The 18,928-nt window shown below is 72.0% G+C and carries 18 protein-coding genes; 17 read left to right on the plus strand and 1 reads right to left on the minus strand.

Annotation, left to right across the window (positions count from 1 at the left end; all coding sequences use genetic code 11):
• Positions 1-451: 451 nt before the first annotated feature.
• From infC to ACFQE5_RS02670, 7 genes are all read left to right on the plus strand, one after another.
• Positions 452-1,060 carry a translation initiation factor IF-3 gene (infC, locus tag ACFQE5_RS02640; protein ID WP_379582369.1) on the plus strand — a complete coding sequence of 203 codons (609 nt, stop codon included), beginning with the start codon at positions 452-454 and terminating at the stop codon, positions 1,058-1,060.
• Positions 1,061-1,109: 49 nt separating this feature from the next.
• Complete coding sequence (gene rpmI, locus ACFQE5_RS02645; protein ID WP_379582333.1) at positions 1,110-1,304, plus strand: 50S ribosomal protein L35; 195 nt, start codon at positions 1,110-1,112, stop codon at positions 1,302-1,304.
• 74 nt (positions 1,305-1,378) lie between these two features.
• The gene (rplT, locus tag ACFQE5_RS02650; protein ID WP_379582335.1) at positions 1,379-1,765 is read left to right on the plus strand and encodes a 50S ribosomal protein L20; all 387 of its coding nucleotides are present in this window, start codon (positions 1,379-1,381) and stop codon (positions 1,763-1,765) included.
• A gap of 14 nt (positions 1,766-1,779) precedes the next feature.
• Positions 1,780-2,631 (plus strand): TrmH family RNA methyltransferase, encoded by an 852-nt coding sequence (locus ACFQE5_RS02655; RefSeq protein ID WP_379582337.1) that lies wholly within the window; start codon positions 1,780-1,782, stop codon positions 2,629-2,631.
• Positions 2,632-2,635: 4 nt separating this feature from the next.
• Positions 2,636-3,694, plus strand: coding sequence for a phenylalanine--tRNA ligase subunit alpha (gene pheS / locus ACFQE5_RS02660; RefSeq protein WP_379582339.1), 1,059 nt, complete (start codon positions 2,636-2,638; stop codon positions 3,692-3,694).
• 25 nt (positions 3,695-3,719) lie between these two features.
• Positions 3,720-6,224: a phenylalanine--tRNA ligase subunit beta gene (pheT, locus tag ACFQE5_RS02665; RefSeq protein ID WP_379582341.1), complete on the plus strand. Its 2,505-nt coding sequence runs from the start codon at positions 3,720-3,722 to the stop codon at positions 6,222-6,224.
• 83 nt (positions 6,225-6,307) lie between these two features.
• Positions 6,308-7,369 carry an MBL fold metallo-hydrolase gene (locus tag ACFQE5_RS02670; protein ID WP_379582343.1) on the plus strand — a complete coding sequence of 354 codons (1,062 nt, stop codon included), beginning with the start codon at positions 6,308-6,310 and terminating at the stop codon, positions 7,367-7,369.
• Positions 7,370-7,429: 60 nt separating this feature from the next.
• Here the strand turns inward: ACFQE5_RS02670 and ACFQE5_RS02675 are convergent, their stop codons facing one another.
• Positions 7,430-8,074 (minus strand): TMEM175 family protein, encoded by a 645-nt coding sequence (locus ACFQE5_RS02675; RefSeq protein WP_379582345.1) that lies wholly within the window; start codon positions 8,072-8,074, stop codon positions 7,430-7,432.
• A 183-nt stretch (positions 8,075-8,257) separates the two neighbouring features.
• Between ACFQE5_RS02675 and argC the strand changes: the two genes are divergently transcribed.
• Genes argC through tyrS form a run of 10 tightly spaced genes read left to right on the plus strand, consistent with a single transcriptional unit; the run spans position 8,258 to position 18,549 of the window.
• Positions 8,258-9,277 carry an N-acetyl-gamma-glutamyl-phosphate reductase gene (gene argC, locus ACFQE5_RS02680; RefSeq protein ID WP_379582347.1) on the plus strand — a complete coding sequence of 340 codons (1,020 nt, stop codon included), beginning with the start codon at positions 8,258-8,260 and terminating at the stop codon, positions 9,275-9,277.
• A 34-nt stretch (positions 9,278-9,311) separates the two neighbouring features.
• Entirely contained in the window at positions 9,312-10,472 is a 1,161-nt protein-coding gene (gene argJ / locus ACFQE5_RS02685; protein ID WP_379582349.1) for a bifunctional glutamate N-acetyltransferase/amino-acid acetyltransferase ArgJ, read from the plus strand.
• The gene (gene argB, locus ACFQE5_RS02690) at positions 10,456-11,370 is read left to right on the plus strand and encodes an acetylglutamate kinase (RefSeq protein WP_379582351.1); all 915 of its coding nucleotides are present in this window, start codon (positions 10,456-10,458) and stop codon (positions 11,368-11,370) included. Before argJ ends, argB begins: the two co-directional genes overlap by 17 nt.
• Positions 11,371-11,396: 26 nt before the next feature.
• The gene (locus ACFQE5_RS02695; protein ID WP_379582371.1) at positions 11,397-12,542 is read left to right on the plus strand and encodes an acetylornithine transaminase; all 1,146 of its coding nucleotides are present in this window, start codon (positions 11,397-11,399) and stop codon (positions 12,540-12,542) included.
• Positions 12,535-13,455, plus strand: a complete 921-nt coding sequence (gene argF / locus ACFQE5_RS02700; protein ID WP_379582353.1) for an ornithine carbamoyltransferase — start codon at positions 12,535-12,537, stop codon at positions 13,453-13,455. Before ACFQE5_RS02695 ends, argF begins: the two co-directional genes overlap by 8 nt.
• Complete coding sequence (locus ACFQE5_RS02705) at positions 13,452-13,958, plus strand: arginine repressor (protein WP_379582355.1); 507 nt, start codon at positions 13,452-13,454, stop codon at positions 13,956-13,958. The genes argF and ACFQE5_RS02705 overlap by 4 nt, the downstream gene beginning before the upstream one ends.
• Before the next feature lie 49 nt (positions 13,959-14,007).
• Entirely contained in the window at positions 14,008-15,219 is a 1,212-nt protein-coding gene (locus tag ACFQE5_RS02710) for an argininosuccinate synthase (protein WP_379582357.1), read from the plus strand.
• Positions 15,216-16,622: an argininosuccinate lyase gene (gene argH / locus ACFQE5_RS02715; protein ID WP_379582359.1), complete on the plus strand. Its 1,407-nt coding sequence runs from the start codon at positions 15,216-15,218 to the stop codon at positions 16,620-16,622. The genes ACFQE5_RS02710 and argH overlap by 4 nt, the downstream gene beginning before the upstream one ends.
• A complete protein-coding gene (locus ACFQE5_RS02720) occupies positions 16,622-17,224 on the plus strand; it encodes a DNA-3-methyladenine glycosylase (protein ID WP_379582373.1) in 603 nt (200 codons plus the stop codon). Before argH ends, ACFQE5_RS02720 begins: the two co-directional genes overlap by 1 nt.
• Before the next feature lie 44 nt (positions 17,225-17,268).
• Entirely contained in the window at positions 17,269-18,549 is a 1,281-nt protein-coding gene (gene tyrS / locus ACFQE5_RS02725) for a tyrosine--tRNA ligase (RefSeq protein ID WP_379582361.1), read from the plus strand.
• Positions 18,550-18,928 lie beyond the last annotated feature (379 nt).

The following is an 18,928-nucleotide window of genomic DNA, read 5'->3' on the forward strand; positions in this document are numbered from 1 at the left end:
TGTGGCCTCGGGGTCGGGGCTGGCAGCGTGGCCAGCCCGTGGTTGGGCCGGTAGGCGGTGTGGCGGCTGTACGGCACCCCGACCACGGTCTGCCCGCAGTACTTGGGCCGCCGCCCGACCCCGGGCAGATACTCCATCGTGTGCGAGCGGCCGGGAACACGCCCGACACCGGTTCCAGACGCGGCGGGCCGTGGAGCGTCGACGGGTGGGTGGAGCGCTGAGCGGAGGGCGGCTACCGGGCCGGTGAGCGGCGGCCACGGCCACCATCCGGCGTGTGGATGCCTCGGCCGCGCGAACGTGGCCGCCGGTCGTGTACTCTGCGGAATGCGACCACCCTGTCGTGCGTTGTTTGCTACGTCAGGGCGATCAAGTGGAGCCCGCTCCCACCCGAAGCCGCTGTCCGGCGGCCGGGTCCGGTCCGACGTCGAGGCGGCGCCTCGACGTCGTATCACTGGGTCTCGCTTGTCGTCGCCGAAGTCCGACGTCTATACGAGGAGACCCCATCAGCACTGAGACGCGCATCAACGACCGCATCCGCGTTCCCGAGGTCCGACTCGTCGGCCCGAACGGCGAGCAGGTCGGCATCGTGCGTATCGAGGACGCACTGCGGCTGGCCCAGGAGGCCGAGCTCGACCTCGTCGAGGTCGCCGCGGCGGCCCGCCCACCGGTCTGCAAGCTCATGGACTACGGCAAGTTCAAGTACGAGAGCGCGCAGAAGGCCCGCGAATCCCGTCGCAACCAGCAGCTCACGGTGATCAAGGAGCAGAAGCTCCGGCCGAAGATCGACACCCACGACTACGAGACGAAGAAGCGCAACGTGGTGCGCTTCCTCGAGGGTGGCAACAAGGTCAAGGTCACGATCATGTTCCGTGGCCGCGAGCAGTCCCGGCCCGAACTCGGGTTCCGGCTTCTGCAGCGGCTCGCCGACGACGTTGCGGAGCTGGGTACGGTCGAAGCCGCACCGAAGCAGGACGGTCGCAACATGACGATGGTGCTCGCTCCCAACAAGAAGGCGGCCAAACCACGGCCGGCGGCTCCTGCCCAGGATCAGCAGGCCTGAGCCGGGTTCCCCAGCCCGGATCGCATCGCACGACACGAACGGATCAGTCATGCCCAAGAACAAGACCCACAGCGGGACCGCGAAGCGGGTCCGGATCACCGGCACTGGCAAGCTCCGCCGCCAGCAGACCGGCCTGCGACACCGCCTCGAGGTGAAGTCCAGCAAGGAGAAGCGCGATCTGTCCGGCACCGTCCCGGTGGCGAAGGCGGACGTCAAGCGCGTGAAGAAGTTGCTCGGACGCTGAGCCTTTCCCACCCGCTGACCCCGGCCGGTCGGTGATCGACCCGACGCGGCCGCACGAGAGACAGGATCACTGCCATGGCACGCGTGAAGCGCGCGGTCAACGCGCACAAGAAGCGCCGGACCACCCTCGAGCTGGCGAGCGGCTACCGCGGGCAGCGTTCCCGGCTGTACCGCAAGGCGAAGGAGCAGATGCTCCACTCGCTGAACTACGCCTACCGGGACCGTCGCGCCCGCAAGGGCGACTTCCGGCAGCTGTGGATCACCCGCATCAACGCCGCCGCCCGCAGCAACGGCATCACCTACAACCGCTTCATCCAGGGCCTCAAGGCGGCTGGTGTGGAGGTCGACCGCAAGAACCTCGCCGAGCTCGCGGTCTCCGATCCCGCCGCGTTCGCCGCGCTCGCGGAGCTCGCCAAGGCCAACGTGCCCAGCCAGGCAGCCCAGGACGGGACCGCTGCCTGACCGGCTCCGGTCGAATGCCCACTGTGCTCGCATCAGAGCGAACCCCGCGCGTCGTGACGGCTCGGAAGCTGTTGCGGCGCGCGGGTCGTGAACGGGCCGGTCGCTTCCTCGTCGAGGGGGCCCAGGCGGTCCGCGAGGCGCTCGCATCGGGCCGGACCGTGCGCGAGCTGTTCCTCACCCCGGGCGCCGCGGCCCGCAACGGCGACCTCCTTGAGCAAGCCGCCGCCACGGGCGCGCGGATCAGCGAGATCACCGACGGTGCGGCGGCGAGCCTGTCGGACACCGTCACCCCGCAGGGCCTCGTCGCCGTCTGCGACCTGCTCGACGTCCCGCTGCGGGCCGCGTTGGGCCGGGCTCCGGGGCTGGTCGTGGTGCTGGCCGGGATCGCCGACCCGGGAAACGCGGGAACCGTGACGCGGGCGGCCGACGCCGCGGGCGCCGACGCCGTGCTCTTCGCGGGTGACACCGTGGACCCGCACAACCCGAAGTCCGTGCGGGCCTCCACCGGCAGTCTGTTCCACCTGCCGATCGCCCGGGACCGGGACGCGCCGGCCGTTCTGTCCGCGTGCCGGGAGGCCGGGCTGACCCTGCTGGCCGCCGACGCCCGAGGCGAACTCGACCTGCACGAACCCGCCGCCGCCGACCTGCTCGCCCGGCCCGCGGCGTGGATATTCGGTGGTGAGGCGCACGGCCTCCCGGCGACCATCGGCGAACGAGCCGACCATCGCATCCGGATCCCGATCTATGGCCGGGCGGAGAGCCTGAACCTTGCCGCCGCCGCGGCCATCTGCCTGTACGCGAGCGCCGCCGCCCGGCGCTCTACGATCTCCACCAACCCGACCGACACGAAGGTGAAGGCCCGCTGAGGCGATGACCGAAACACCCGACCTGCTGGACCCGCGGTCGCTGGACCGCGCTGTCGTCGCCGCGGAGGAGGCTCTCGCGGAGGCCACCGACCTCGCCGCGCTGACCGCGGTCAAGCCCGCCCACCTGGGTGACAAGGCCCCGCTGCAGCTGGCCCGCCGCGCGCTGGGAGCGCTGCCCGGCCCGCAGCGGGCCGACGCCGGACGACGGGTGAACGCCGCCCGGACACGGGTCCAGCAGGCGTTCGACGCCCGCCGCGAGGAACTCGTCGCCGAGCGCGACGCCCGGGTCCTGGCCGAGGAGTCCGTCGACGTCACGCTGCCGTGGGACCGGCGCCCCAGGGGGGCCAGGCATCCCATCAGCCAGATCGCCGACCGGATCGCCGACGTGTTCGTCGCGATGGGCTACGAGGTGGCCGAGGGCCCCGAGGTCGAGGCGTCCTGGCTCAACTTCGACGCGTTGAACTTCGGCAAGGACCACCCCGCACGGACCATGCAGGACACCTTCTACCTGGCCGGAACGGCGGCCGGGACCCCGGGGCAGGACTCCGGGATGGTGCTGCGCACCCACACCTCGCCCGTGCAGGTGCGTGCGCTGCTGGACCGGGAGCTGCCGGTGTACGTCGTGTGCCCGGGGCGCACGTTTCGCACCGACGAGCTCGACGCCACCCACACTCCGGTGTTCCACCAGGTGGAGGGCCTCGCCGTCGACAAGGGCATCACGATGGCGCATCTGAAGGGAACCCTCGACGCGTTCGCCCGGGCGATGTTCGGCGCCACGTCGCGGACCCGGCTGCGGCCGTCGTTCTTTCCCTTCACCGAGCCGTCCGCGGAGGTGGACGTGTGGTTCCCGGAGCGCAAGGGCGGTGCGGGCTGGGTCGAGTGGGGCGGCTGCGGCATGGTCAACCCGAACGTGCTGCGCGCCTGCGGTGTCGACCCCGGCGTCTACTCGGGTTTCGCGTTCGGCATGGGGCTGGAACGTACCCTGCAGTTCCGCAACGGCCTGCCCGACATGCGCGACATGGTCGAGGGCGACGTCCGGTTCAGCCGCGCCTTCGGCGCCTGACCGGCTGCGCAGAAGAGGAGTTGGCGTGCGCGTTCCCGTGTCCTGGGTGGCTGACCACCTCGACCTGCCCTCGACCGACCCGGACGAGATCGCCGAGGCGTTCGTGCGGGTCGGGCTGGAGGTCGAGCAGGTCCACCGCGGTCCGGAGCTGACCGGTCCGCTGGTCGTCGGCCGCGTCCAGGAGATCGAAGAGCTCACCGAGTTCAAAAAGCCCATCCGGTTCTGCCTGGTCGAGGTCGGGGCCGCGAACGGCGGCGTGCGCGGCATCGTCTGCGGGGCCCGCAACTTCGTCGCGGGTGATCTCGTCGTCGTCGCACTGCCCGGCTCCGTGCTGCCCGGCGGCTTCGCGATCTCGGCGCGCACGACCTACGGCCGCATCTCCGACGGCATGATCGCCTCCGCGCGGGAGCTGGGCATCGGGACCGAGCACGCGGGCATCCTCGTGCTGCCGCCGTGGACCGCCGAGCCGGGTACCGACGCGCGGCCGCTGCTGGGCATCGACGACGCGGTGATCGAGCTCGCGGTCACCCCGGACCGGGGTTACTGCTTCGCCATCCGCGGGCTGGCCCGCGAGCTGGCGGCCTCGTTCGACGTCGAGGCCCCGGACTTCGCCGACCCGGCCGCCCGGGTCGAGGTGCCGCGCACCGACCACCCGTCCTGGCCGGTGCGCATCGACGACCGGACGGGCTGTCCGCGGTACGTCGCCCGCCGGGTGTCCGGGGTGGACCCGGCCGCACCCACCCCGTGGTGGATGCAGCGCAGGCTGCTCGCGGCGGGGATGCGGCCGATCTCGCTGACCGTCGACGTGACCAACTACGTGATGCTCGAGCTCGGCCAGCCGTTGCACGCCTTCGACGCGACCCGGCTGACCGGGGAGATCGTCGTGCGGCGCGCGGTGGCGGGGGAGAAGCTGCGCACGCTCGACGACGTCGAACGCGTGCTCGATCCCGACGACCTGCTCATCACCGACGACTCGGGGCCGATCGCGCTGGCCGGCGTGATGGGCGGGGCCTCGACGGAGATCCCCGAGACGCACGAGCCCGGCAGCAGGGTCGACGTGCTCATCGAGGCAGCCCACTTCGAACCGGCGACGATCGCGCGCGCCGCCCGCCGCCACAAGCTGCCCAGCGAGGCCTCGAAGCGGTTCGAGCGGGCCGTCGATCCGCACCTGCCGCCGATCGCGGCGGAACGCGCGGCGGCGCTGCTCGTCGAGCACGGCGGCGGCACGATCGAGCCCGGCCGGACCGATGTCGGTGCCGCGCCGCAGCCGTCGCCGGTGCGGATGCGGCTCGATCTGCCCGACCGCACCGCGGGGGTCCGTTACGAGCGCGGCGCGACCGTGCGCAGGCTTCGGCAGATCGGCGCCACGGTGGAGCTGGAGACCGGGGACGACGGCAAGGCGGTCGTCGTGACGACCCCGCCCTCGTGGCGGCCCGATCTCGCCGCGCCCGCCGACCTGGTCGAGGAGGTGCTCCGGCTCGAGGGCTACGACGCGATTCCGTCGGTCCTGCCCGCCGCGCCCGCGGGCCGTGGGTTGACCGCGGCGCAGCAGCGGCGGCGGGCGGTGTCCCGGGCGCTGGCCGAGAGCGGGCACGTCGAGGTCCTGCCGTTCCCGTTCGTCGGCGACGACGTGTGGGACAGCTTCGGGCTCGCCGCCGACGACGCGCGCCGGCGCACCGTGGCGGTGCTCAACCCGATCGACACCGACCGCGGACGGCTCGCCACGACGCTGCTGCCAGGGCTGCTGGATGCGTTGGTGCGCAACCGGGCGCGGGGTCTGGAGGACGTGGCGCTCTACCACATCGGGCAGGTCGTGCTGCCGCATGCGGAGCCGGTCGCGATGCCCGAGGTGGGGGTGACGCGACGGCCGAGCGACGCGGAGCTGGCACAGGTTCAGGCCGCGCTGCCGGCGCAGCCCGTGCATGTCGGCGTGGTGCTGGCCGGGGACCGCGAGCCGCGTGGCTGGTGGGGACCGGGGCGTCCGGCGGGATGGGCGGATGCGGTGGAGGCCGGCCGGCTGGTCGGCCGGGCATGCGGGGTCGAGCTGCGGGTGACCAAGGCCGAGCTGGCGCCGTTCCACCCGGGCCGGTGCGCGGCGCTGCGGGTCGGCGACTGGGTCGTCGGCCATGCCGGTGAGCTGCATCCCAAGGTCGTCGACGCGCTCGGGTTGCCGCCGCGCACCGTTGCCATGGAGCTGGATCTCGATGCGATCCCGCTGACCGAGTCCCGTCCGGTGCCGCGGGTGTCGCCGTACCCGCCGATCTCGGTCGACGTCGCGCTGGAGCTCACCGTGGACGTGCCGGCCGCCGAGGTGGCCGAAGCACTGGTCGACGGCGGCGGCGAGCTGATCGAACAGGTCCGGTTGTTCGACGTCTACACCGGTGAGCAGGTCGAGGCGGGGCGCCGGTCGCTGGCGTTCTCGCTGCGGCTGCGCGCCGATGACCGGACGCTGACCAGCGAGGAGGCCAACGCCGTCCGCGACGCGGCCGTCGCCGTCGCCGTCGAACGCTTCGGCGCAGTCCAGCGCTGACCGTGAGTGCGTAACAGTGTTCTAACACTGTTACGCACTCACGGCCCTCGTTGACCAGGGCGGAGGCTCGCTACCGTGGCGACATGTGCGATGCCGTTCCCGATGCCGCGGAGGTCGTTGCCGCGACCCCGCGTCCCGCCCCCGGCCCCGCGGTGGACCCGATCGCGCTCGAGCCGGTCGACGAGGTGACGGTCACGACGCTGGTCGACAACGTCTACGACGCGCTGCTGCCCGGCGACGAACGCATCCGCCGTGCCGGGTTCGACGCCGGTCGTGTCGCCGCACCCCAGTTCGAGGACGGGAAGACGGCGGTCGGGCTCGTCGCCGAGCACGGTTTCGCCGCGCTCGTCCGGGTGCGCCGCGGCGACGCCACGACGACGCTGTTGTTCGACACCGGGCTGTCGCCGGAGGCGATGGTCACCAACGCCGACCGGCTCGGCGTGGACCTGAGCGAGATCCACGGCGTCGTGCTCAGCCACGGACATTTCGATCACGCCGGGGGGCTCGCCGGGCTGGCCGGCCGCCGCGGCGCCCGCACCCTGCCGATGGTCGTGCACCCGCTGGTGTGGACCCGGCGGCGGCTCGCGGTCCCCGGCCAGGAGATGTTCGAGCTGCCGACACTGAGCAAGCGGGCGCTGACCGGCGAGGGGTTCGAGGTCGTCGAACGGCGTCATCCCTCGCTGCTGGTCGACGGCTGTGTCCTGATCACCGGCGAGGTGGACCGGACCACGGAGTTCGAGCGCGGGATGCCGCCCGCGCACCAGGCCTGGTCCGGATCGGGATGGGAGCACGACCCGCTGGTGATCGACGACCAGGCCTTGGTCGTGCACGTCCGTGACCGCGGGCTGGTGGTGCTCACCGGCTGCGGCCACGCCGGGGCGGTGAACATCGTCCGGCACGCGCAGCGGCTCACCGGGGTGGATCGGCTGCACGCGCTGGTGGGCGGGTTGCATCTCGGTGGGCCGTTCTTCGAGCCGATCATCCCGCCGACGATCGAGGCACTGACGACCATGGCTCCCGACCTCGTCGTCCCGGGGCATTGCACCGGGTGGCGCGCGCAGCATGCGCTGGCCGCGGCGCTGCCGGAGGCGTGGGTTCAGGGCAGCAGCGGCACGACCTACCGGCTCGGCGCCGTCGCGGCATAGCGAGGCCACCGTCGGCGCGGTGCCGGCGGCCTCGGCGCCGAGCGCCTGGTCCACGGTGTGTCAGCCACCGTGCGCACGGTCGGGTGAGCTGTTCCTGCCCAGCGCCCTGAGCTGCCCGAGGGCGAACGGCACCACCGCCCACAGCGCGAAGGCCCACCCGTGCATCAGCGGGAACAGCGGGATCGAGACGAGGAATCCGGCCGCGGCGGACAGCGACTCGAGCCAGCCGTGCCGAGTCAGGCTCGCGGGTGTGCCCTCGACGAACATCGCGCGCCGCGCGAGCCGGGCGATCATCAGCCCGAACAGCGCCAGGAGCAGCGCCTGGGCGAACGCGTAGATCCCGAAGCGGACGGCGGTGAGCCGGCCCTCCCCGATGACCTTGGTGAGGAACGGGTTGAGCACGATGAGCAGCAGCCAGCTCAGGTTGAGCGTCACCAGCCGACGATCGATGCGCTCGACGAAGCCGAACACCCGGTGGTGGGACCGCCAGTGGCTGCCGATCACCACGAAGCTGATGAGGAAGGCGAGGTAGTCGAAGGGATCGGCGCGCAGCGCGGCGAGGAACTCGGGGGTCGAGTCTCCGGTCGGGACGGGCAGGTCGATCGCCAGCAACGTGATCGCGATCGCGACGACGGCGTCGGAGAAGAAGGCCAGACGTTCCGCCGCGTCGCGCCCCATCGCGTTCCGGCCGGTGTCGTCGATCATGCCGGTCGCGCTCGTCGCGCCGCCGGCGGAATGCGTGCCTCCGGTCGCGCGGTTGTTCGCCTCGTCGCCATACGGCCGAGCCTAGGGGCCGTCGCAGGCTTGCAGGACCGCCTCGCGGCTCGCGCAGGCAGCAGCACCCCTGCATGTTTGCATTTTTTCTCGCTCTCATGCATAGTCATCCATATGGTCCAGGTGGCGGTGGCAGGGGCGAGCGGGTATGTGGGGGGCGAGCTGTTGCGGCTGCTGCTCGCGCACCCCGACGTCGAGATCGGTGCGCTGACCGCCGGCGGAAACGCAGGGACGCGGCTGGGTGAACACCAGCCCCACCTGCTCCCGCTGGCCGATCGAGTGCTGCAGGAAACGACCTCGGAGGTGCTAGCCGGGCACGACGTGGTCTTTCTGGCGCTGCCCCACGGCACCTCCGCCGAGCTGGCCGCCGAGCTCGGCGACGGGACCCTCGTGATCGACTGTGGTGCCGACCACCGGCTGGTCGACGCCGCGGCCTGGGAGCGCTGGTACGGCGGCGCGCACGCGGGGCACTGGCCGTACGGGCTGCCCGAACTACCCGGCGCCCGCGACGCGCTGCGCGGGGCCAGGCGGGTCGCCGTCCCCGGTTGCTACCCGACGGCGGCAAGCCTGGCGCTGTTCCCGGCGCTCGCCGCGGGCCTGGCCGGCCCGGAGGTGGTCATCACGGCGGTCACCGGGACCTCCGGTGCGGGCCGCGCGCTCAAGCCGCACCTGCTGGGCGCCGAGGTCATGGGGTCACTGTCGGCCTACGGGGTCGGCGGCGTGCACCGGCACACCCCCGAGATCGCGCAGAACCTCTCGAAGGCGTGCGGGACACCGGTCACCGTGAGTTTCACGCCGGTGCTGGCGCCGCTGCCGCGGGGCATCCTCGCCTCCTGCTCCGCGCCGCTGTCCGGCGACGCCGCCGCCGTGCGCGAGGCCTACGCCAAGGCCTACGCCGACGAGCCGTTCGTGCATCTGCTGCCGGAAGGCACCTGGCCCACCACGGCGGCCACCCTCGGCTCGAACACCGTGCACCTGCAGGTCACGGTTGACGCGGACGCCGGCCGCATGATCGCGATCGCCGCGATCGACAATCTCACCAAGGGCACCTCGGGCGGTGCGGTGCAGTGCATGAACCTCGCGCTGGGCCTGCCCGAGACCGCGGGCCTGCCGTTCACCGGGGTGGCTCCGTGACCGCCGACCTGTTCACCTTCGTGGAGGCCGGCTCATGACGGTCACGACGCCCAAGGGCTTCCGGGCGGCCGGGCTCGCCGCGGGGATCAAAGCGAACGGCAAGCCCGACCTCGCGCTCGTCGTCAACGACGGGCCGGAGTACGGCGCGGCGGGGGTGTTCACCCGCAACAAGGTCAAGGCCGCGCCCGTGCTGTGGTCGAAGCAGGTACTGACCACCGGCCGGCTGCGAGCGGTGGTGCTCAACTCCGGCGGAGCCAACGCGTGCACCGGCCCCGAGGGCTTTCAGACCGCGCACGCCACCGCCGAGAAGGCCGCGCAGCTACTGGGCTGCGGGCCGATCGAGGTCGCGGTGTGCTCGACCGGCTTGATCGGGGCGCAGCTGCCGCGCGAGGCGGTCCTGGCCGGGGTGGAGAAGGCCGTCGCCGCGCTGGACACGAGTGCGCAGGCGGCCCTGGCCGCCGCCACCGCGATCATGACCACCGACACCGTCGCCAAGCAGGCCGCGCGCACCGACCCGGCGGGCTGGAGCATCGGCGGGCTCACCAAGGGCTCGGGCATGATCGCGCCGTCGATGGCCACGATGCTCGCCGTGCTCACCACCGACGCCGTGCTCGACCCGGTGCTGCTCGAACCCGCCCTGCGGGCGGCTGTGCGGGTCAGTTTCGACCGACTGGACATCGACGGCTCGATGTCCACCAACGACACCGTGTTGCTGTTGTCCTCCGGCGCGTCGGGCGTGACGCCCGAGCCCGAGGCGTTCACGGCCGTGCTGCGGGAGGTCTGCATCGATCTCGCGGGGCAGATGCAGGCCGACGCCGAGGGGGTGACCAAGCGGATCACCGTGCGGGTCAGCGGCGCGGCCAGTGAGGACGACGCGGTGACGGTCGCCCGGACCGTGGCGCGCGACAGCCTGGTCAAGACGGCGATCTTCGGCGCCGATGCCAACTGGGGCCGGATCGCCGCCGCCGTCGGCTACTCCGACGCCGCGGTCGAGCCGGACCGGATCGACATCGCGATCAACGGTGTCGAGCTGTGCCGCGGCGGGGTCGCGGCGGGCGGCCGGACCGACGCCGACCTGTCCGGCCCGGACGTCCTGATCGCGATCGGTCTCGGCCTCGGTGGTGGAACCGCGGAGATTCGCACGACCGATCTCTCGCACGCCTACGTGGAGGAGAACAGTGCCTACCCCTCGTGACGGCGGGCCGAAGGACGCCGCCGCCCAGCGGCTCAAGCGGGCGAGCGAGAAGGCGGGCGTGCTCGCCGAGGCGCTGCCCTGGCTGCAGCGCTTCCACTCCAAGGTCGTCGTCGTCAAGTACGGCGGCAACGCGATGATCGACGACGAGCTCAAGCAGGCGTTCGCGCAGGACATGGTGTTCCTGCGGCTGGCCGGGATCCGGCCCGTCGTGGTGCACGGCGGCGGCCCACAGATCACCGCGATGCTCGATCGGCTCGGGCTGCCCGGCGAGTTTCGCGGCGGGCTTCGGGTCACCACCCCGGAGACCATCGACGTGATCCGGATGGTCCTGGTCGGACAGGTCGGCCGTGAGCTGGTCGGGCTGATCAACCAGCACGGGCCGTATGCGGTCGGGCTCTCCGGCGAGGACGCGCATCTGTTCACCGCGGAGAAGCGCACCGCGCTGGTCGGCGGCGAGCAGGTCGACATCGGTCTGGTCGGCGACGTCGTCACGGTCAACCCCGACGCGGTGCTCGATATCGTGCGCGCCGGGCGCATCCCGGTCGTCGCCGGGGTCGCCCCGGACCTCGACGGCACTGTCTACAACATCAACGCCGACAGCGCGGCCGCCGCGCTGGCGGGTGCCCTCGACGCCGCGAAGCTGGTGGTGCTCACCGATGTCGAGGGTCTGTACGCGAACTATCCCGACCCCGAATCGGTGATCAGCGAGCTGACCGCCGACCAGCTCGAGCTCATGCTCCCGGAGCTGGAAAGCGGGATGGCACCGAAGATGGAGGCCTGCTTGCGGGCGGTGCGCGGTGGGGTCGGCCAGGCACATGTGATCGACGGGCGGATGCCGCATTCGGTGCTGCTCGAGGTCTTCACCTCCGAGGGAGTCGGAACGATGGTGGTCCCGTGACGTACCCGGCGCGGTGGCAGGCCGCGATGATGAACAACTACGGCGTCCCGCCGCTGGCGCTGGTGCGCGGCCGCGGCGCCGAGGTCTGGGATGCCGACGGCCGTCGCTACCTGGACCTGCTCGGCGGGATCGCGGTGAACGCGCTCGGCCACGCGCACCCGGCGGTGGTCGAGGCCGTCACCGGCCAGATCTCGACGCTGGGCCACACCTCGAACCTCTACATCACCGAGCCGCCGCTGGCGTTGGCCGAGAAGCTGGTCGAGCTGCTGGCGGCGCCGGACGCGCGGGTGCTGTTGTGCAACTCCGGCACCGAGGCCAACGAGGCCGCGTTCAAGATCGCCCGCCGGACGGGGCGACCGCACGTGGTCGCCTGCGAGGACGCGTTCCACGGCCGCACCATGGGCGCGTTGGCGCTCACCGGCCAGCCGGGCAAGCGGGCCCCGTTCGAACCGCTCGTCCCGGGCGTGACGCATGTGCCGTTCGGTGACGTCGAGGCCCTCGACGAGGCGGTCACCGAGCAGACCGCGGCGGTGTTCCTCGAGCCCATCCTCGGGGAGGCCGGCGTGATCGTGCCGCCGCCGGGCTACCTGGCCGCGGCCAGGGAGATCACCGCCGCGCGGGGCGCGCTGCTGGTCCTGGACGAGATCCAGACCGGCATCGGGCGCACGGGCGCATGGTTCGCCCACCAGGCGGCCGGGATCGTCCCGGACATCGTCACGCTGGCCAAGGGACTGGGCGGCGGGCTGCCCATCGGCGCCTGCATCGGGATCGGCGCGGCCGGGTCGCTGCTGGAACCGGGCCAGCACGGCACGACGTTCGGCGGCAACCCGGTGACCTGCGCGGCCGCACTCGCGGTGCTGCGCACGATCGCCGACGACGGGCTGCTGGCCCACGTCACGCAGGTCGGCAACGAGATCATCACCGCGATCGAGGCGCTGGGCCACCCACTCGTCGCGGGGCTCAGTGGGATCGGGCTGCACATCGGCATCGGGCTGACCAAGCCGGTGTCGGCTGCGGTCGCCGCCACCGCCCGTGACCGGGGGTTCCTGGTGAACAACGCCGTGCCGGACCGGGTGCGGCTCGCACCGCCGCTGGTGCTCACCGGTGCGCAGGCCGAGGAGTTCACCGCCGCGCTCCCGGGCATCCTCGACGAGGCGGCCGCCGATGGCTAGGCATCTGCTGCGCGACGACGATCTCACCCCCGACGAGCAGCGCGAGATCCTCGATCTCGCCGACGCCATGAAGGCCGACCGGTTCGCCCACCGCCCCCTGGCAGGCCCGAAGTCCGTGGCGGTGATCTTCGACAAGGCCTCGACGAGGACCCGCGTCTCGTTCGAGGTCGGCATCGCCGAGCTCGGCGGCAATCCGTTGATCATCGATGGGACGGCGAGCCAGCTCGGGCGCGGCGAGACGATCGGCGACACCGCCCGCGTGCTGTCCCGGTTCGTCGACGCCGTGGTGTGGCGGACCGGACCGCAGCGCCGGATCGAGGAGATGGCGGCGACGGCGGCGGTCCCGGTGGTCAACGCGCTCACCGACGAGTTCCATCCGTGCCAGGTGCTGGCCGACCTGCAGACCATCCGGGAGCGGTTCGGCCGGCTGGCCGGGCTCACCCTGACCTACCTCGGCGACGGTGCGAACAACATGGCGCATTCGCTGCTGCTCGGGGGTGCGACGGCCGGGCTGCAGGTGCGGGTGGCCGCCCCGGACGGCTTCACCCCGAACCCGCAGGTGCTCCGGGACGCCGCGAAGCGGGCCGCGGACACCGGCGGCGGCGTCGAGCTGGTCGCCGACCCGCATGCCGCGGTCGACGGCGCCGACGTGCTGGTCACCGACACCTGGGTGTCGATGGGGCAGGAGCAGGACGGTCTCGATCGGGTGGCGCCGTTCCGGCCGTTCCAGCTCAATGCCGGGCTGCTGGCCAGGGCGAACAGCGGCGCGATCGTGCTGCACTGCCTGCCGGCGCACCGCGGTGACGAGATCACCGACGAGGTGATCGACGGGCCCGCCAGCGCGGTGTGGGACGAGGCGGAGAACCGCCTGCACGCGCAGAAGGCGTTGCTGGCCTGGCTGCTGGACCGATGACGGGTTCGCGATCCGACGGCCCGGCCCGCAACGGGGCGGCGAGCCGCGTGGCCCGGCAGGCGCGGATCGTCGAGATCATCACCCATCGGGCGGTGCGCAGCCAGAGCGAGCTGCTCACCCTGCTGGAAACCGAGGGGATCGAGACCACCCAGGCCACGTTGTCCCGTGACCTGGACGAGCTGGGTGCGGTCAAGCTGCGCGGAGCCGACGGCGGCGCCCCGGTCTATGTCATCCCGGAGGACGGCAGTCCGGTCCGCGGCATCGAGGGCGGCACGGCCCGGCTGTCGCGATTGCTGGGGGAGCTGCTCGTGTCCACGGACGCGAGTGGGAACCTTGCCGTGCTCCGAACCCCGCCCGGTGCGGCGCACTATCTGGCTAGCGCGCTGGACCGGGCCGCCCTGCACGACGTCGTCGGCACCATCGCCGGCGACGACACGATCTTTGTGGTCGCCCGTGAGCCGCTCGACGGGGCGGCGCTCGCGGAGCGGCTGCGCCGCCTGTGAGCGCGGGCAACCGACAGCGCTGCTCATGGGTCCGACGAAGGAGGACGCAATGACGGACCGGGTCGTACTGGCCTACTCGGGTGGGTTGGACACCTCGGTGGGCATCGGCTGGATCGCCGAGGAGACCGGGGCCGAGGTGGTGGCCGTGGCCGTGGACGTCGGCCAGGGCGGAGAGGATCTGGAGGAGATCCGCAAGCGCGCATTGGCGTGCGGCGCGGTCGAGGCGGTCGTCGCCGACGCCCGCGCCGAGTACGCCGAGCAGTACTGCCTCCCGGCGCTGCAGGCCAACGCGCTCTACATGGACCGCTATCCGCTGGTGTCCGCGCTGTCCCGGCCCTTGATCGTCAAACACCTGGTCGAGGCGGCGAAGTACCACGGCGCGTCGACGGTCGCGCACGGCTGCACCGGCAAGGGCAACGACCAGGTGCGGTTCGAGGTGGGGATCGGGGCGCTGGCCCCCGATCTGAAGGTCATCGCGCCGGTGCGCGACTTCGCCTGGACCCGGGAGAAGGCCATCGCCTGGGCCGAGGAGCGTCACCTCCCGATCGACGTCACCAAGAAGTCGCCGTACTCGATCGACCAGAACGTCTGGGGCCGCGCCGTCGAGACCGGTTTCCTCGAGGACATCTGGAACGGGCCGATCGAGGACGTCTACTCCTACACCGCCGACCCGGCGCAGGCACGTGCGGCCGACGAGGTCGTCATCACCTTCGACAAGGGTGTCCCCGTCGCCATCGACGGCCGGTCCGTCAGCGTGCTGCAGGCGATCGAGGAGCTCAACCGCAGGGCGGGGGCGCAGGGGGTCGGCCGGCTGGACATGGTCGAGGACCGGCTGGTCGGCATCAAGAGCCGCGAGGTCTACGAGGCGCCGGGCGCCATCGCATTGATCACTGCGCACCAGGAGTTGGAGAACGTCACCGTCGAGCGCGACCTGGCCCGCTTCAAGCGGACCGTCGAGCAGCGCTGGAGCGAGCTGGTGTACGACGGGCTGTGGTTCTCACCGCTGAAGGAGTCCCTGGACGCCTTCGTCGCCACGACGCAGGAGTACGTCTGCGGTGAGATCCGGATGACGCTGCACGGTGGTCGCGCGGTGCCGACCGGACGCCGTTCCGCGGCCTCGCTGTACGACTTCAACCTCGCGACCTACGACGAGGGCGACGAGTTCGACCAGTCGTTGGCCAAGGGCTTCGTGCAGCTGTGGGGTCTGCCGAGCAAGATCGCCGCGCGCCGGGTGCAGCAGCTGCGGAGCGCTGGACAGTGAGCTCGTCCGGGGGGCTGTGGGGCGGCCGGTTCGACTCCGGGCCGGCCGACGCGCTGGCCGCCCTCAGCAAGTCCACGCACTTCGACTGGCGGCTGGCGCCGTATGACATCCGCGGCTCGCGGGCGCACGCCCGGGTGTTGCACCGTGCCGGGCTGCTCACCGACGCCGAGCTCGCCGGGATGCTCGATGCGCTCGCCAAGCTGGAGGCGGACGTCGCCGCGGGAGTGTTCGGCCCGGCGCCGGACGACGAGGACGTGCACACCGCGCTGGAGCGCGGTCTGATCGAGCGGGCCGGGCCCGACCTGGGCGGAAAGCTGCGGGCCGGACGTTCGCGCAACGACCAGGTCGCCACGCTGTTCCGGATGTGGCTGCGCGATGCGGCCCGGCGGATCGGTTCGGGTGTGCTCGATGTCGTCGAGGCTCTGGTCGGGCAGGCCACGGCGCATCGGGACGCCCCGATGCCGGGACGGACGCACCTGCAGCACGCCCAGCCCGTCCTGCTGGCCCACCATCTCGCGGCGCACGCCCACGCCCTGCTGCGCGACGTCGACCGGCTGCGCGACTGGGACCGGCGCGCGGCGGTGTCGCCCTACGGGTCGGGTGCTCTCGCCGGGTCCTCGCTGGGCCTGGACCCGGTGGCGATCGCGGCCGAGCTGGGCTTCGACTCGTCGGCGGCGAACTCGATCGACGGCACCGCGGCCCGCGATTTCGCCGCCGAGGCCGCGTTCGTGCTGGCGATGGTCGCGGTGGACCTGTCCCGGCTGGCCGAGGAGGTGATCATCTGGGCGACCGCGGAATTCTCCTACCTCACCCTGGACGATGCCTTCTCCACCGGCAGTTCGATCATGCCGCAGAAGAAGAACCCGGACATCGCGGAGCTGGCCCGGGGCAAGGCCGGGCGGTTGATCGGCAACCTGACCGGGCTGCTGGCCACGCTCAAGGCCCAGCCGCTGGCCTACAACCGGGACCTGCAGGAGGACAAGGAGCCGCTGTTCGACTCCGTCGAACAGCTGGAGCTGCTGCTGCCCGCCGTGGCCGGCATGGTCGCCACGCTGGTCTTCCACACCGACCGGCTGGCCGAGCTGGCCCCGGCCGGGTTCACGCTGGCCACCGACGTCGCCGAATGGCTCGTCCGCCAAGGCATCCCGTTCCGGGTGGCGCATGAGGCGGCGGGCGGTTGCGTCCGCGCGGCCGAGGCGCGCGGGGTCGGGCTCGACGAGCTGACCGACGACGAGCTCGCGGCGGTGCACCCCGCGCTGACCCCGGCGGTTCGCGGCGTGCTGAGCGTCTCCGGTTCGATCGCCTCGCGCAACGCGCGCGGCGGGACGGCGGGGGAGCGGGTCGCCGAGCAACTCGACGACCTGCGGGCGACGATCGCGGAGGCTCGGTCCTGGCTGAGCTGATCGAGCGCGCCGAGCTGTCCGGCGACGTGGTGGCCGCCGCGCAACGCCTACTCGGTTGCACGGTCGAGGCCGACACCCCGGAGGGGCTCGTCGCCGTGCGGCTGGTGGAGGTGGAGGCCTACCGCGGCGCCGACGACCCGGCGTCGCACAGCTTCCGCGGCCGCACCGCGCGCAACGCCGTGATGTTCGGCCCGGCCGGGCACCTGTACGTCTACTTCATCTACGGCATGCACTTCTGCGTCAACATCTCGTGTCTCGCCGACGGTCAGGCGGGAGCGGTCCTGTTGCGGGCCGGGGAGGTGGTCTCCGACGTGGCCATCGCTCGGGCCCGCCGCCCGACGGCGCGGCGCGACGCCGACCTGGCCCGCGGACCGGCGAGGCTGGCGTCGCTGCTGGGGCTGCGCCGCGAGCACAACGGCCTCGATGTGACCGATCCGACCTCGCCGGTGCGGGTGCTCGCGGGCCCGCCCGTCGATCCCGGGTCGGTGCGCCGCGGCCCACGGGTGGGCGTGGCGGCCGCGCAGGAGACGCCGTGGCGGTTCTGGCTGGACGGCTCGTCCGCGGTCAGCCCGTATCGTCCGGGGCGGGTCCGCAACGGCTGAGGCCCGCCGCGGCCGGCCGGCACGGTTGGGGGAGGATCGACGTCGTGAGCACGCACATCCTCGATGAGCTGGAGTGGCGCGGCCTGATCGCGCAGAGCACCGATCGCGACGCGCTGCGCAAGGACCTCTCCGCGGCGGAGCCGCTGACGCTCTACTGTGGATTCGATCCGACCGCTCCCAGCCTGCACGCGGGAAACCTCATCCCGCTGCTGACGCTGCGCCGGTTCCAGCGGGCGGGCGCCCGTCCGATCGTGCTCGCGGGCGGGGCGACGGGGATGATCGGCGATCCCCGAGATGTGGGTGAGCGCACGCTGCAGACCACCGACGTGGTCGCGGAGTGGACGGCCCGGATCCGGGGACAGCTGGAGCGGTTCGTCGAGTTCGACGACTCGGCGACCGGGGCCCTGGTCGTCAACAACCTGGACTGGACCGGCGGTCAGAGCATCCTGCAGTTCCTCCGCGACGTCGGCAAACACTTCTCGGTCAACGTCATGCTGGCCCGGGAGACGGTGAAGCGCAGGCTCGCCGCGGACGGCATGTCGTTCACCGAGTTCAGCTACCTGTTGCTGCAGTCCCAGGACTACGTGCGGCTCTACCGGGAGCACGGATGCCGGCTTCAGATCGGCGGGTCGGACCAGTGGGGCAACATCATCGGTGGGGTCGAGCTCGTCCGCAAGGTGGAGGGTGCGACCGTGCACGCGCTCACCACTCCGTTGGTGACCGACTCCGAGGGCCGCAAGTTCGGCAAGTCCACCGGGGGCGGCAACATCTGGCTCGACCCGGATCTGACCACGCCGTACGCGTGGTACCAGTACTTCGTCAACGCCGCCGACGCCGACGTGGGCCGCTACTTGCGGCTGTTCACGTTCCTGCCGGTCGAGGAGATCGAGGCGCTGGAGAGGGACGTCGTCGAGCGGCCGCAGTTGCGCGCCGGGCAGCGGAGGCTGGCCGAGGAGCTCACGACCCTGGTGCACGGCGCGCACCAGACCAGGCAGGTCGTCACGGCCAGCCAGGCCCTGTTCGGCCGCGGCGAGCTGGCTGAGCTCGATCTCGGCACGCTCGACGCGGCGATGGCCGAGGTCCCCACGGCGGGCGTCCGGATCGGCGAGCGGACGACGATCGTCGATCTGCTCGTGGAAACCGGGCTCGCCGACAGCCGGGGCGCCGCCCGGCGCACGGTGAAGGAGGGCGGCGCCTACGTGAACAACGCGAAGGTCGTCGACGAGACCTGGCAGCCGAACGAGGCGGACCTGCTGCACGGGCGGTGGCTCGTGCTCCGCCGGGGCAAGCGGAACATGGCCGGCGTCCGCGTCGAGCGGAACTGAGAAAGGCCCTCTGAGCTGCGGGAACATCAACAACGGACCCCCGCGGTTGGCCCTGCTCGAGGGGTATGGTGTATGTTGTTCATGTCGCCACGGCGGGCAGCACGACAGACCGGGACGGATCTCCGGCCCAGAGTCAGCGCCATCCTGGCGAACCCTCCGGCAGGGCCTCCCTCAGGGGTGTGACTTGTCGGATGTGGGCCGGTCGGGCTTGACCCCGAACGTCGGACCACGTAGCATGAGAAAGTTGCTCCGGATCAGTCTGGAGCAACCTCGCCCCGGATCTCACTTGGTTGTGGGTGGTGGTGTGCGGGTGTCTTTTGAGAACTCAACAGTGTGTCGAGCTTTTTGTTCGTGGTTTTTTGGTTTTGTGCCGGTTTGT

Source organism: Pseudonocardia hispaniensis, from assembly GCF_042658695.1.
In the GTDB taxonomy this organism is placed as follows: domain Bacteria; phylum Actinomycetota; class Actinomycetes; order Mycobacteriales; family Pseudonocardiaceae; genus Pseudonocardia; species Pseudonocardia hispaniensis.

Coding starts and splice junctions, on each gene's coding strand:
- rplT (WP_379582335.1), top strand. CDS start 1,379: ATGGCACGCGTGAAGCGCGCGGTCAACGCGCACAAGAAGCGCCGGACC.
- argJ (WP_379582349.1), top strand. CDS start 9,312: ATGACGGTCACGACGCCCAAGGGCTTCCGGGCGGCCGGGCTCGCCGCG.
- argC (WP_379582347.1), top strand. CDS start 8,258: ATGGTCCAGGTGGCGGTGGCAGGGGCGAGCGGGTATGTGGGGGGCGAG.
- argF (WP_379582353.1), top strand. CDS start 12,535: ATGGCTAGGCATCTGCTGCGCGACGACGATCTCACCCCCGACGAGCAG.
- ACFQE5_RS02710 (WP_379582357.1), top strand. CDS start 14,008: ATGACGGACCGGGTCGTACTGGCCTACTCGGGTGGGTTGGACACCTCG.
- ACFQE5_RS02670 (WP_379582343.1), top strand. CDS start 6,308: ATGTGCGATGCCGTTCCCGATGCCGCGGAGGTCGTTGCCGCGACCCCG.
- ACFQE5_RS02655 (WP_379582337.1), top strand. CDS start 1,780: ATGCCCACTGTGCTCGCATCAGAGCGAACCCCGCGCGTCGTGACGGCT.
- pheS (WP_379582339.1), top strand. CDS start 2,636: ATGACCGAAACACCCGACCTGCTGGACCCGCGGTCGCTGGACCGCGCT.
- ACFQE5_RS02705 (WP_379582355.1), top strand. CDS start 13,452: ATGACGGGTTCGCGATCCGACGGCCCGGCCCGCAACGGGGCGGCGAGC.
- ACFQE5_RS02695 (WP_379582371.1), top strand. CDS start 11,397: ATGATGAACAACTACGGCGTCCCGCCGCTGGCGCTGGTGCGCGGCCGC.
- rpmI (WP_379582333.1), top strand. CDS start 1,110: ATGCCCAAGAACAAGACCCACAGCGGGACCGCGAAGCGGGTCCGGATC.
- ACFQE5_RS02675 (WP_379582345.1), bottom strand. CDS start 8,074: ATGATCGACGACACCGGCCGGAACGCGATGGGGCGCGACGCGGCGGAA.